General features: G+C 36.4%; 14 protein-coding genes. 4 read left to right on the forward strand and 10 right to left on the reverse strand.

The window, feature by feature from the left end:
- Positions 1-732 precede the first annotated feature (732 nt).
- The 3 genes from CXF79_RS10445 to purM form a co-directional block, all read right to left on the reverse strand.
- Positions 733-1,491 (reverse strand): DUF3108 domain-containing protein, encoded by a 759-nt coding sequence (locus tag CXF79_RS10445; protein ID WP_101154873.1) that lies wholly within the window; start codon positions 1,489-1,491, stop codon positions 733-735.
- A 188-nt stretch (positions 1,492-1,679) separates the two neighbouring features.
- On the reverse strand, positions 1,680-2,321 hold the full coding sequence (gene purN, locus CXF79_RS10450; protein ID WP_101154874.1) for a phosphoribosylglycinamide formyltransferase: 642 nt from the start codon (positions 2,319-2,321) through the stop codon (positions 1,680-1,682).
- 118 nt (positions 2,322-2,439) lie between these two features.
- Positions 2,440-3,480, reverse strand: a complete 1,041-nt coding sequence (purM, locus tag CXF79_RS10455) for a phosphoribosylformylglycinamidine cyclo-ligase (RefSeq protein ID WP_011043979.1) — start codon at positions 3,478-3,480, stop codon at positions 2,440-2,442.
- Between the two features lie 237 nt (positions 3,481-3,717).
- On the opposite strand from purM, the gene CXF79_RS10460 reads away from it, so the two are divergent.
- The gene (locus CXF79_RS10460) at positions 3,718-5,124 is read left to right on the forward strand and encodes a DUF2066 domain-containing protein (protein WP_232769137.1); all 1,407 of its coding nucleotides are present in this window, start codon (positions 3,718-3,720) and stop codon (positions 5,122-5,124) included.
- Positions 5,121-5,828 (forward strand): DnaA regulatory inactivator Hda, encoded by a 708-nt coding sequence (hda, locus tag CXF79_RS10465; protein WP_011043977.1) that lies wholly within the window; start codon positions 5,121-5,123, stop codon positions 5,826-5,828. The genes CXF79_RS10460 and hda overlap by 4 nt, the downstream gene beginning before the upstream one ends.
- A 109-nt stretch (positions 5,829-5,937) precedes the next feature.
- On the opposite strand, the gene CXF79_RS10470 is transcribed toward hda, so the two are convergent.
- From CXF79_RS10470 to CXF79_RS10490, 5 genes are all read right to left on the reverse strand, one after another.
- The gene (locus CXF79_RS10470) at positions 5,938-7,881 is read right to left on the reverse strand and encodes a hypothetical protein (protein ID WP_101154876.1); all 1,944 of its coding nucleotides are present in this window, start codon (positions 7,879-7,881) and stop codon (positions 5,938-5,940) included.
- A gap of 312 nt (positions 7,882-8,193) precedes the next feature.
- On the reverse strand, positions 8,194-8,589 hold the full coding sequence (locus tag CXF79_RS10475) for a DUF2069 domain-containing protein (RefSeq protein WP_011043975.1): 396 nt from the start codon (positions 8,587-8,589) through the stop codon (positions 8,194-8,196).
- 44 nt (positions 8,590-8,633) lie between these two features.
- On the reverse strand, positions 8,634-8,990 hold the full coding sequence (gene arsC, locus CXF79_RS10480; protein ID WP_011043974.1) for an arsenate reductase (glutaredoxin): 357 nt from the start codon (positions 8,988-8,990) through the stop codon (positions 8,634-8,636).
- 79 nt (positions 8,991-9,069) lie between these two features.
- The gene (locus tag CXF79_RS10485) at positions 9,070-10,539 is read right to left on the reverse strand and encodes a beta-barrel assembly-enhancing protease (protein WP_232769138.1); all 1,470 of its coding nucleotides are present in this window, start codon (positions 10,537-10,539) and stop codon (positions 9,070-9,072) included.
- A 50-nt stretch (positions 10,540-10,589) separates the two neighbouring features.
- Complete coding sequence (locus CXF79_RS10490; protein WP_011043972.1) at positions 10,590-11,198, reverse strand: hypothetical protein; 609 nt, start codon at positions 11,196-11,198, stop codon at positions 10,590-10,592.
- A gap of 306 nt (positions 11,199-11,504) precedes the next feature.
- On the opposite strand from CXF79_RS10490, the gene CXF79_RS10495 reads away from it, so the two are divergent.
- Positions 11,505-11,744: a sulfurtransferase TusA family protein gene (locus CXF79_RS10495; RefSeq protein WP_101154877.1), complete on the forward strand. Its 240-nt coding sequence runs from the start codon at positions 11,505-11,507 to the stop codon at positions 11,742-11,744.
- A 13-nt stretch (positions 11,745-11,757) separates the two neighbouring features.
- Positions 11,758-12,831 carry an AI-2E family transporter gene (locus tag CXF79_RS10500; protein ID WP_101154878.1) on the forward strand — a complete coding sequence of 358 codons (1,074 nt, stop codon included), beginning with the start codon at positions 11,758-11,760 and terminating at the stop codon, positions 12,829-12,831.
- 193 nt (positions 12,832-13,024) lie between these two features.
- Here CXF79_RS10500 and bcp read toward each other — a convergent pair whose 3' ends face one another.
- Entirely contained in the window at positions 13,025-13,501 is a 477-nt protein-coding gene (gene bcp, locus CXF79_RS10505) for a thioredoxin-dependent thiol peroxidase (protein WP_101154879.1), read from the reverse strand.
- 192 nt (positions 13,502-13,693) lie between these two features.
- Entirely contained in the window at positions 13,694-14,224 is a 531-nt protein-coding gene (locus tag CXF79_RS10510) for a glycine cleavage system protein R (protein ID WP_011043968.1), read from the reverse strand.
- Positions 14,225-14,226 lie beyond the last annotated feature (2 nt).

Here is a 14,226-nt window from a genome sequence, read left to right on the forward strand (position 1 = left end):
TAAATTTTCAAGAATAAGGCGCTTAATTGAGCAATAGCTGGCTATTAGGATCGAAAGCAACGAGGTTATTGGATATTGATACCCGTCACCAACAAGATGCAGGTTTCAGAGTGCTTGAGCAATTTCAATTCAAGGCGCTGTGGTGAAATAAAAGTTATTCAGGAGAATATGCTCCTGCATTCTCTAATAAGCTCCATCCATGTAGCGCTATTATAAATCACAGCAACGATGAAGTAATGTTGTTCAAGTGTTTCTTCGATGGGTTTAAAATGACTTTATTCGGCGTTAAATAACTTAAGCATAGAGTGGCTATGCTTAAATTATTTGTCTTGCCTAAAGTTGTTTTAATTTCCACTGAAATCCTGCACTTTGAATGGTAACGGGTATAGGTCATTTGAAAATGATCACTTACTTAGTGCAATTGGTATAACAGTTAATAAAGGTTAAATAGGTACTTGTCAACTCGGTATATACCGGTAATCATTCAAGAAGCATGTTGCAGAATTTATGAGTCACCTCAGCGAGGAATGACATAAGAAAGGTATTATCAGCTATGAGTAATTATTAATTTTACTAAAGCATCAAGCACTCATTATCCAGAGTTCAGCTTATTTAATTTGATGGTTTATTTTCTTTAGGAAAGCGTATTTAGGAGATAGTGTTTGAAAAATATTTGGGAACATCACCAATAAACATTGTTAATTTATTGGTGAGTAAAGAACAAGGCTTAGATTATTTAAGCTCAAGTGTTGATAATTGTGCTTCAAATTGTTCAGAGCCACCTTTAACTTGGTAGAGCTTTACCAACAAGTAACCTAACTCGGGTGCAAACCAAGCGTAGGTGATGCGTTTTTTCTCAACAATTTCACGTTTTAATCGAATAGTTTTGACTAGGCCATAGGGGAGAATTAGTTCTTCTTTACCATCATATAGATATTGATAATCTTTAACAGATCCCTTTGTACTAATGACGGGATATACAAACCGCTTTTGTTCGGGGTTGTTAATTAAATCAATGCGATTTTGTAGATGATAACTCAGTTTATCAAGCAGGCCGTCAGTAAAATCGAGAGATATTTTTTTATCTTTTTTCAGATCTGTTGCTGTTTTCCCTGCTAAATCATACTGCCATTGATAGTACTTATCACGTCCTGTTCCCTCACGCTGATAGTCATAACTTAAAGGGATCACTTGGTTTTCTTTGATATCAACAATAGATGTTTCGCTACGTGTATCAGAAAATATTAACCAACTTATATCAGTTTCATAATGATATTTAACTGTACCATCACCAAGATAACTTAACTCTCTGATAGCTTTTCCTACAGGATCTGATTTACGTAATAGCGTATAAGTTGCACGAAAAGCAGGGATAGTTTCAGCGAATGAGTTTTGTTGTTGCTTGGCTTTTGGTAAGGGTGACGTTTCAATATCAGTAGCGGAAGCTAGTAAAGGCAGAGTAAATAAAAGTAAGGAGAAAATTTTTCGCATAATAAACAAATAGACCAGAAGCAATGAGTATACATTTATACTAACAGCTTCTGTCTGGGGGAGAGCAAAAACTTGGTAACTATTTGTTGTACTATTTGTTGTACTATTTGATGAGTTACTTCATTTAGCGAGTAGTACTAAAATAACCCTATTTAACTAGCAGTATTCAAGAGTTTAAGCTAATTAGGTTAATCAGCAGCATAACCTGAAATAGGTAGAATATTACCATCTAATACTGCATGTTCGTCTTGCATATTAAGTCTTTTCTCAGCAAACCACTTTACGACTAGTGGATAGATACGATGTTCTTGCTCATGAACTCTAGCAGCTAAATCGTCACTGGTATCGCCTTCAAATACCGGCACTTTGGCTTGAAGAATTACTGGGCCACCATCAAGTTCTTCAGTAACAAAGTGAACACTAACACCATGTACATCATCACCGGCATCAATAGCGCGTTGATGTGTATTTAAGCCCTGATATTTAGGTAAAAGAGAAGGGTGAATGTTTAACAGTTTACCTTGGAAATGCTGGACAAAGCTTGGTGTAAGGATTCGCATAAAGCCAGCTAATACGATTAAGTCAGCATCAAAGCAATCAATTTCCTTGATAAGTGCTTGATCGTAATCTTCACGGCTAGCAAAATCTTTATGAGAAAGCGCTACAGCGGTAATGTCAGAATTTTTAGCACGGGTTAGGCCATAAGCATCGGCTTTATTGGATATTACGCCAACTATTTCTGCAGGATAATTACTATCAGTACAGGCATCAATAATGGCTTGTAAATTAGTGCCACCGCCAGAGATCAATACTAAAATTTTGCTCGACATATATTTTCCTACTTTACTTAATAAAAGGTTTATAAAAGATTGATAAAGTCGTGATAAATTAAAGGGGCTAGTAAATAGCCCCTTTAATATAACTTTGTATGCTTTGTACGTTAGCTACTTAAGCAAAAACTACTTGCTCTTCACCGTCAGCTTTATCAGCGATTTCGCCAAGGTGCCAAGCATTTTCGCCATGTGCAGTTAGCACTTCAATACTTTGTGCTACTTTATCAGCAGGAACTACGATAACCATACCAACACCACAGTTGAACGTACGGTACATCTCATGTTCAGTAATGTTGCCATTTTCTTGTAACCAATTAAAGATGCTCGGCCATTGCCAGCTATCACCTTTAATCACAGCTTGTGCTGTTTCAGGTAATACACGTGGAATATTTTCCCAGAAACCACCACCAGTGATATGAGAAAGTGCATGAACATCTACATTTTTAAGTAACTCAAGTACAGATTTAACGTAAATCTTTGTTGGTTCAAGTAAATGGTCAGCAATTTTCTTGCCTTCAAGTAATTCATTAGTATCAGTGTTGTTTACTTCTAATACTTTACGAATTAAGGAGAAACCATTTGAATGAGGACCTGAAGCACCAAGCGCAATCAATTGATCGCCTGCAGCAACATTAGTACCGTCAATTAAACGAGACTTTTCAGCTACACCAACACAAAAACCAGCGATATCATAATCACCTTTGTGGTACATACCTGGCATTTCAGCAGTTTCACCACCAACAAGAGCACAACCAGATTGAATACAACCTTCAGCAATACCTTCAACAACTGATGATGCGACAGCAACATCAAGTTTGGCAGTAGCATAATAATCAAGGAAGAATAATGGCTCAGCACCTTGAACAATAAGGTCATTAACACACATTGCCACTAAATCGATACCAACAGTATCGTGTTTAGCTAAATCGATTGCTAAACGTAATTTAGTACCTACACCATCGGTACCAGCAACTAGTACAGGTTCTTTATAACCTGTAGGTAATTGACATACCGAACCAAAACCACCTAAACCACCCATAACTTCTGGGCGTGTTGTGCGTTTTACCGCACCTTTAATGTTTTCAACTAGCGCATTACCAGCATCAATATCAACACCAGCATCTTTATAGCTTAACGACTGTTTTTGTTCGCTCACGGGAAACCTCAGAAATTACCGACAGTATTTTAAGGGCCGTATTCTACCAGTGCAAAGGCTCATACTCAAGACGATAAACAGTATCTTCGCCTTGTTTTCTTTTATTGGGGTATTTCCAAAGAATTTATTGAGATTTGCGGGTATTAATTGCTGGCAATGTGGTAAGATATTACATATAAAATCATAGAGTTTTTAAAATTTTCAGTCGATATGTTTAGATTTCCTTTTGTAATAATTATGCTGGTATTCTCGTTGCTTAGCCCTAGTCTAGCAGCCCTTGAAGTCAATGATCTGTACCAAGCCAATGTTGTCGTCGATTCACAAGCTCGTGAGCAACGTCAACAAGCAATAAAAAAAGCACTGCAAGGTGTGTTTTTAAAAGTCGGTGGTAAAAAAGGTGTGTTAACACATGATGTGTTGAAAAAAGCACAAAGAAAAGCCAGTAGTTACGTTAGTCAATATCACTACCAACGAAAAGATGAAGAGCTGAGTTTGGTCGTTAGCTTTAATGAAGACAAAGTAAATCAATTGTTTAAAGACGCGAATCTTCCGTTATGGGGCAGCTTGCGCCCACAAGTACTGTTGTGGTTAATTGATGAGCAAGGCACAAGCCGAAGTATAGTAGCTTCTGATGAAGATACTATTATCCCTTCAAGTATCAATGACTTTTCAATACAACGTGGTTTACCTATTGTTATGCCTTTAATGGACTTAACCGATAACGAACAAGTGGTGTTAAGTGACTTTTGGGGGTATTTTCCTGAGCAAATCCTACAAGCTTCGCAGCGTTATTTTGCAGATACTATTGTGGTCATGAGAGTATCAGATTCAAGCTTAGTTATTGATAGCGAAAAAAATGAAACAGCTATTACGGAAAGTGATGCTGCGTGTGGCTTGTTATGTGAACAGCAAGAACTTGCTCTCCCTAAAGTATTAGATTGGCGTGTTTTCACTCAAGGTGTTCTTTATACCCAACAATATCAGGGTATTGATAAAGTCAGTTTAATTGAACAAGGCTTATCCGACATTACCGAGTTAATTTATCAATCTTATGCATTATCTACCACAGCGGAAAATGACTTTGTTATTGAAGTTAAAAATGTCACATCATTGAAAAGTGACATGCAATTATTTGAATTTTTAAAAGATTTGTCTGCAGTTAAAGCCGTCACTTTAATTAATGCTCAAGGTGATGAACGTCAATTCAAGTTAGATCTCATTGGTTCAAAAGCATCATTTTTAGCCTCATTGAAGCTAAACAATAAGTTAACGCAACAACTTGACAGTCAACTCGATGGCTTTTCTCATATTCAACAATTTAATACTCAGCTATTCAATGGCCAAGATCAAGCAGGCATAGACCTCAATAACGAGGCTAATGGTCAAGTACAGGTTACTGTTTTAGGCACTGTTGATACGAATAAAGATGAACTTAAAAACCCACAAACGAATGTAAAAAATAAAGAAGGTCTCCTAGATAGCAATATCCCAGAGACTATCCCTACGGGAGAGGATAACAGTAATTTAAATACTGACTCTGCCGATGAACTTACCAAGAATGATCAATTGCAAATATTAACTGAAGCAAAACCACCACTGACGATTGTACCCAAAATTCCCGTTTTTTATTGGGAGCAAAGATGAAGCAAGTTGCTCAATTAACGTTGATGGTACAATTACCTGATGATGAAACGTTTGATAGTTTTAAAAGTGACATTAATCAGGGGGTAGTAACTCAATTAAAGTCCTATATAGAATCACAACAATCGACGCCCCACAGTTTTTACCTGTTTGGCTTATCGAGTGTTGGTAAATCACACCTAATGCATGCAAGCAGCACTTATGCTGCGCAGATTGGAAAATCTTCTGTATGTTTATCTTGTGCTGAGTTAAAACAATTACCCGTAGAAGTTTTAGATGGCTTAGAGCAAATTGATTTAATCTGTTTAGATGATATTCATTTGATTGCAGGCGATACACGCTGGCAACAAGCCATTTTTGATTTATTTAACAGAGTGCTTGAACAAAATAATTACTTATTAATTTCAGGTGATGAGAGTGCCCAACAGTTAGGTATAAGCTTACCTGATTTAGTGTCGAGACTTACTTGGGGATTAACTGAGCAAGTTAAGCCTGTTGATGATGAAGAAAAAGTTATTGCCCTCCAATACCGAGCCACGCAACGCGGTTTGTTTTTGTCTGATGAAGTAGTCAAATTTTTACTTAATCGCTTGAGCCGAGATATGGGCAGTTTAATTAACTCACTTGATGTCTTAGACAAAGCTTCTATACAAGAACAAAGAAAAATTACCATTCCTTTTATCAAAGAAGTGCTAACGCTTCAATAGTTTGTTGATAAGTAGGATTGAACAGAATTTACATAAAAAAACGCGATGATTTAATCGCGTTTTTTTATGTTGGTAAAGTAACTGTATTGACTCAGAGATTATGTGGTCATTAGTGCAGAGGTAAAGGTTTTTGATAATACCGATTAAAATTATTTTCTTGTTCAGGTGTAATGTTTGCTGACGATGGCTGTGCAAATTCTGTAAAAATTGAGACGCTGTTTCGTTGTCCCATCATTTTTCTAACATTTGCTCCTATTGGGCTAATAGTTAAATTATCAAACCAATTACTTCCTTCAACCATTTCTATAGGAGTAGGTACTAAGTTTATTGCCGCTTGGCTATCAAACTCGGGTAATACACGACTAGCACTAAAAAGTACTCTATCTGTTAACTTATCGTCACCAATGCGGCCACGTTGTCCCCAAGTGACAATATAATCAGCTGCGGAAATACTTTCACCTATTGGCTGATTGGTAATGGCAACATCACGTATTACTGCAAAGCGGCTTTGCATCATTAACTCTTCAAACAACATGGCATAATCTTCACGTAAACTCGAGTAAGCATAAAAGTCTGAGGCACCTTCTGGACTAAAAAAAACTTCAATATCTGTTGGTAAGTAGTTTTTTTGTGTCTGGTTGGCGGTCTCGCCAGCAAAACTAACTTGCGCTAAATTACGCATTTCTTGGCTTTTTAGTGGATAGGTAATAGCAAGTTCATCTGATTCAAACGTCGTACTGACAGCTGCATCGAGCACACGTTGATTGCTGCTATGTACATACCATTCGTTACTTGGGAAAAAGTCATTGGCATGAGCAAGTTCATGGTACATTAATGATGTTAAGCGATATAGAGCATCTGTAGCTGTTCGAGTGACCCGTGCAGATTTACTATAACTTTTACTTGCAGAGGCATTATCTTTTACGTACCGCCAAGGCATAGTGAACTGTAAGTCTTTACCAAAGTCAGCCCGATAATCGGGTGCTTCATTTATCGTATCGCGCTCTTGTGGAGTTAACCAAAAATTTTCTGCATCTAAATATATGGCACCTGTCGCCGCCCAATAAAATGAAGGGCGCACATCATAAGAAATAACAATTGCTGTCGTCGCTCTAAGCAAATTTTTGATATCGTTGTTGGTATCATTATTACTCAGAAAGTCTTTAAATCTATCACCCATCCAATGGTGGGATACCACAACACGATCCATAATACTCTCTATTGAAGGTGTCATTGATGAACTTTTTACTTCCTCTGCAATTAGAGGTGTTTGGGACAAAGTACATGAACTGGTTAAGGTATTAGAGTAAATACAAGTAACAAGATCATCAACATAAGGGCTATTGCTGTTATAAGCGAAAACCGATGCTTTACGCTCTGAAAAGTAAGCATTACTGCCTATTTCCGCAGCTGGCTCTACGAGTATCGCTACCTGATCACGATAAATGGTATTACTGTCAGAATCTGTGGCGGATGCCTCGAAGGTAATAATGGTATCGACATCAACTTGGGGAGCATCAAAAAAAAGTGCTAACTCACCACCACTATCAGCGGTTAGGGTGACACTAGGACCTTCTATTTGTTGCCATGTTAACGTGTTGATATCAATCGTTTCAGAAAGTTGGCTACGAAGTGACACCTTATTACCGGCTAAAGCTTCATGAGATAGACGTGTGGTTAACTTATGGTTGTCATCATTAACCGTTATATTCTTCTTTAATGTTTGCTCAATGCCATCATTGAGAACAAAACTGACACTAAAACTGTAATCGCCTGCTAGCATAGGCGTAAAAGAAATAACTTTACTCGTTTTTGCTAAAATTACTACCGACTCGCCAGCCGTTTGTTGCCATTTTATTTGACTAACGACATCAAAAGGGAAGTGAAGAAGGAGATCTATGCTTTGATTTACATTTTGCACCTTATCAAGCTGTACTAAGCTATCAAGGGGATAATTCGTCACATTACCATCAGATTTACTATCACAAGCAGTCAGTACTACTGTGAGAAATAGGGGTAATAACAACGAGGCTCTTACAAAATCACAACGCATTCATTTATTCCTTCTTTTAATAATACCAAATCAACTAAGTTTGTTCTCGCTCAGAGCTTGTCAGCGGTTTGAGAACAAATAGAATTTTTTTATGTATAGTCATTCTATCTTAAGAAAATTATGTGCAGTTATCAGATTGCTGACAAACTCCCAAAGGGCGAGTACCTAATAAAAAGTAAAGGCTTACATGCCGCGTTATTGATTTTGATAAGGGAAAAACCATTATCTTCAATCAATGCCTTACCTCTAAGACTTTTAAGTCTCGCTGAGTGAGAAGAAACTTACTTGAATTGGTATTACTCGGTATTAGAATTATTTACTTTCTTTCTTTTTCCGAATGCTCAGACCAAGTTCTTGACCACGAAATTTGGCGTAATAAGTCGCGCCAAAAAACATAGCACTAGCAAATATCAACTCTAACATTGCCCAAACTCTATCTGCTGGCAATACCCAAAGGGTCGTTAAACTATGCAAAAAATAGATTAAAACAATAAAGTTTGACCAAGCATAGGTGAAAGGGTTTCCTTGTAACAATCCCTTTAATGGAAATAATAACGGCAAGGTAAACATTACCAGTGACGTTGTCGTACTTAAACTCTCGCTTGGACTTAGTACTATTAACCATAACGGCATAAATACTAATAAAGAAAAATAACCTGCTAAGGCTATTTTTTTATAATTACTCGTTGAAAATCTTTGTTTGTTCATTTGGCTGCTTATCTACATTAAGGATTAAATGGTAATTTAGTAACTTACTGTTTAAAAAAAGTTAAAACATTTTCAGGAGGACGTCCAATAATTGCTTTATTGCCATCAGTAACGATAGGGCGTTCAATAAGTTTCGCCGTATTTGCCATGGCGTTAATCAACTCTTCTTCATTAGCACCTTTTAAATTATTTTCAGAAAATTCGGCTTCTTTTACCCGCATCATTTCAATGGCTGTACAATTAAGCTGCGCTAATAACTGCTTAATCTGGGCGTGATCAATTGGTGTTTTTAAGTACTCAACAATAGTGATTTCCTGATTTGTTTTTTGTGCTTGTTCTTCAAGTAATGCAAGTGTTTGGCGACTCTTAGAACATCTTGAGTTGTGATAAATAGTAAACATGGTTTTCCTTTCATAATTAATTGCTAGTTAAACGGTAATGTAAATGCTAACAAGCTGACAGGTTAATACAGTCAACTTGTTATAAACGTTTTAAACGATTTTCTTGTTCTTGTAATTGTAATATCCGGGCCTTCACTCTTTTTTGCATTAAAGGCTGCTCATCAAGAAATGCATAACTGGTCTGCAATTCATCAACTGCTTTTGGGTATGCGCCAAGTAACGCATATACTTCTGCTTTACTCATGTGCATTAAACCTGTTTTCTCTTGAGTTCTATACAAGGTAGTTAATATATCATAAGCGATAAAGTTACCTGGGTTGACTAATAAAAAGTCCTGTAATATTTGCGCTGCAAGATCATATTCTTTCACGCTGAGTAGGGCGTTAGCATAGTTTAAACTGACTACCTGATTGTTAGGCATGAATAAGTTTAATCGTTCAAGCATCTTTATTGCTTTGTTGGCCTGATTATTTGCTATGTAAACATCCGTTAAGGCATCAACATAAAATAAATTATCCTTATCATTTTTTTCTAACATCTCTAATAACTGCAAAGCTTCACTAGTTTGTTTGTTTTCAAAATATGATAGTGCTAAACCATATTGTGCAGCAGCTTTAATAGCGTAGCGTTTTTTCTCCAACTGTAGTTTAAAGAAACTAATATTGGATTTTGCCTCGCCTTGATATCTAGACTTTAATCTTGCTTTGGTTAATTCAAAACCTAAACTAGGTGGTAAAGGTCTTGCTGGGTAGTTTAATGCACGCTGGCGAGCATCAGCTATACGCGATTCAGGTAATGGATGAGTAAGCAACATTGCCGGTGGTTTGCTGGCATAGCGGTACTTAGTCGACATTTTACTAAAAAAGCTTGCAGCACCTTGAGGGTCATAATTGCTGCTCGCTAGTAAAGCAATACCTACTCGGTCTGCTTCTTTTTCATTACCACGAGTGTAGTTAATGCTGGCTTGTTGCGTTACGGCCATACTTGCGCTTAGTGCGGCGATACCAACGGTAGGGTTAACCAAGGTAATCAATACACTAGACAGCATAGCAGCCATGGTTAAACCTTGAGTTTGGCTTTGTGATTCAAGACGTCGGGCTAAATGGCGCTGAGTAACGTGAGAAATTTCATGAGCAATAACAGAAGCTAATTCACTTTCTGTATCAGCTGTTGTTATTAAACCACTATGGATGCCTACATGACCGCCAAAAAAAGCAAAAGCGTTTAATTCGTTATTATTGATAAGAAAAAACTCAAACGCATAATTCACCCCTTGAGCATTTTTCACTAGGCTATTACCTAAGTGATTTATATATTCAATTAAAACTGGGTCTTGAATTAGCGGTTGTGAAGCGCGTAATTGCCGCATCATTGCTTTACCGATTTGCAGCTCTTTATCGGTAGATAATACGCTGTAGCCAGAAATGCCTATATCGGGTAACTTATTTTTATTGTTATGATTATCAATAGCACTTGCATTAAAGCTAGTAGCGGCTGCGATGCCTAATGTAAATAACAAGGCAGTAAACATGGGTTTTAGGTTAAGCAATATTACATCCTAGGGTCATAATGGAAATATACGAGAGTAACAGAGAGCACTTAAGTGTCTTGGGTAAGGATATTACCATTTCTTTTGGCTATTTCTTGGTAAAACTCCGCTATACTATAGCCTTTGACCACAATAATCTGAAAAGATTCGCTTAAAGTTGTGATTAATTCTTTCACTTTGTAATGCGCATATTTTAACAGTGCTATATCTGCTTCATCCCCACTTTGGAAACTGTAAATAGCAAAAGCAACTAAGCTATTAAGACGAAAGAGCATCTGTGTCTTTTCAGGTAACCAATTATTAAAAGGGCAGTTGCCTTTGTCAATCATACTATGAGTAACGACTTCGCCATCAATAGCAGGATAACAATGTAGTTCATAGCCCATGTCATTAAATTCATGGCGTAAGGTGATTTGTGGTTTATTCTTCACCTGAATACTACCATCTGCTTTTTTACTAGCGCCTAACAAAGCTAAATTCCATGAGTTTTGGTTTAATATTTGTTTATACGCACTATCAAACCCATGAGTAAGTATGCCATCTACTTCACCTAACGAAGAAGAAAACATATGATATATAGAGGATACTTCTCCCCAATTAATTTGCTTTTTATAAGCATTAATCTCTTTTAAGCTAGCGTTGGTACTTAATGAGCTCATTTAATTAATATTCCTGACAATAAGTAGGTTTTCATAGGGCTTATCTTTATATCCGTACTCCATAAGAATGCAACTTTATGGAGATTATGCAATTTAATTTCAAAGCGCAGTGATGACATAATAGTTATTTGAGATAATATGCTCAAGCACTTCTATGATAGGTTTAAACGTAATTTCAATTCCTACTGAAATCCTACACTTTGATTGGTAACGGCTATAGAGGTACGTTATGATAACTTTAATTTATACAATGGATTAATTGTCGCAAATTAGTGAATTAAACTAAAGCGCTGTTTTAAGTTTTCTATGATTTATAAATATGATGGTAGAGGAGAGAAATGTCCTGTGCCTTTGGTTAAATTACGTTTATTACTAAAAAAAATGCAAGATGATGATCAATGTATTATCACTATTGATGATACTGGCTCTATTAATGATATTCCTAAATTGTTAGATAAGCAGGGATATTTTTATCAAAAACAAACTACTGAGATCGGTATTGTCGAGATAAGTATTAGTCGAACAAGTCATACAAGCAAAAATTAAAGAATGGGTAGTTATGTTTAAGTTATTTAGTGATTGGTATACACGTAAGTTTTCAGATCCTCACGCGGTCACGTTGGTTGTTATTTTAGTCTGTATAGCATTATTTATTGCTTTATTTAGCAATTTATTGATGCCGGTATTTGTTGCAATAGCATTAGCTTTTTTGTTAGACCTTCCAGTTAACAAACTAATGCAAAGCTCAATGTCGCGTTCTAGTGCTACGGTAGTAGTTGTTGTTACTTTTCTGAGTTTCTCCTTATTAGCTGTATTAGGTTTAATGCCTATTATTTGGAAGCAAAGCAGTAATTTATTGCAAGAAGTTCCTCATATGATCAGTCAAGGACAAGGTTACTTACTGACCTTGCCAGAGAAATACCCTGATTTTGTCCACGTCTCGCAAATTGAAAGTTTCATTGTCATGGTTAATGATAATTTACTTGAATGGGGGCAGGTTGCACTTAGAGCGTCTTTGAACTCAATTTCCGATATTGTCGCCTTAATGGTTTATTTGATCCTTGTACCCTTAATGGTGTTCTTCTTTTTAAAAGATAAAACAGAGTTAATGAGCAGTATTGCCCACTTCTTGCCTAAAGAACGCCGCATGGCAATTAAAGTGAGCCAAGAAATGAACCAACAAATTTTAAATTATATTCGCGGAAAAGTGATTGAAATAATTATTGTTGGGGCATCTACTACTATTGCTTTTATCTTTCTTGATTTGCAATATGCCTTACTATTGGGCGTTTTAGTCGGCTTATCAGTACTTGTTCCTTATGTAGGTGCAACCGTTGTCACCTTACCTGTGCTCTTAGTTGCTCTTTTTCAGTTCGGTGTAAGTAGTGAGTTTGGTTACGTTATGCTTGCTTATGGTTTAATTCAGGCGATTGATGGTAATGTTATTGTGCCTTTGCTGTTCTCTGAAGCTGTTAATTTACACCCCGTGGTCATTATTATCGCGGTGATATTTTTTGGTGGTTTATGGGGATTTTGGGGCATATTTTTTGCAATCCCTTTGGCAACATTAGTCAAAGCTGTCATTAATGCTTGGCCGTCTATTCCGGGACCTGCCGTGACGAGTGAAAGCTAGAAGTAGTGATAGCTAGTAACCATGCTATCAAAAGGCTATAAGGGCGTTAGCTAAATGCCTGTGCCATACGACTTTAAAGTAAAATAACGTAAGTACTTTACTCACTTGTACATTAAAAAAGCCCTAAGCTAATTTTATTTAGCTTAGGGCTTTTTATTTATAACGTTAATTAGCGCTATAACATTTCAATACGTTACTTCTTTAACTCGTTTAAAACGGCTAAGACTACATCATGATGCTCTTTAGTTTTAAACTTATTAAAAACATGGCTGATTTTTCCATCAAGTCCAATTAAAAAACTCAAACGGTGAATACCGTCATATTCTTTCCCCATGAACTTTTTCAAACCCCAAACTCCAAATTGATCAGCTACTTGATGATCAACATCAGATAACAATGAGAAATTTAGTTCATCACGTTGGCAGAATTTAATTAAACGTTTTACTTCGTCAGGACTAATACCAAAAACAACGGTATTTAATTCAGTAAGCTCAGCTTTGATATCACGCAAACCTTGGGCTTGAACGGTACAACCCGGAGTCATTGCTTTAGGATAAAAGTAGATTAATACTTGCTGTTTACCAATATAATCAGTTAACGAGATTGGCTCATCATTTTCATTGTTTAGTGTAAATAGTGGTGCGGTATCACCAACGTTTAGAGTATTCATAATAAAGTCACTTCTATTTGTTTTTAAATTGTTTTCTATGGACTGTTGATCTTTCGATATTACTTTACAGCAGTTTGTTTTATAAGTTAGCAAGGCAGAGTTCATTAAGTGGCTACATGAATGTGCAATAACACAATTTATCTTTCAAACAAAAGCTGCTTTACATTTCAATCCTGAATAATCAAGAGTCTATCACTGTAATAAATTGGCATTAGCTTTGATGATAAAACCTTGTACATCGGTTTGCTGACAAAGCTCTAGAAAATCATATTCCAGTTCATCAATACTAATTTTTTCCGTTAAAGCAAACAATATGTTCGCACTCATATGATTGGTTTTTGGATCTATTTTCGACTTTAACGAAGAAATGTCTATTTTACGAGTGGCAAAAAAAGCGGTCATTGCTTTTAGAATACCGGGTTGGTCTATGCCAGAGTACTCAGCTCGGTAATGTTTTACTAAATCAAATGTTCTGTGACCAGACGTGCGCTTCATCATAGTGATTAAATCTAAACTATGGGCAAGTTGAGGAATCTTCATCTCAATCTTATTAATCGCCCTGGTATCACCTGTAAGTAACATAATGAAAGTAAATTCAGAGCCAAAAATGGCCATTCGGCTATCTAGTATATTACATTCGCATTCACTTGCTAATTTAGTTAATTCACTAACACAACCTGTTCTGTCAGATCCCATCGCTGTTAGTACTAAATATTGTGGCATTT

The organism is Colwellia sp. Bg11-28, assembly GCF_002836245.1.
GTDB lineage: Bacteria > Pseudomonadota > Gammaproteobacteria > Enterobacterales > Alteromonadaceae > Colwellia > Colwellia psychrerythraea_A.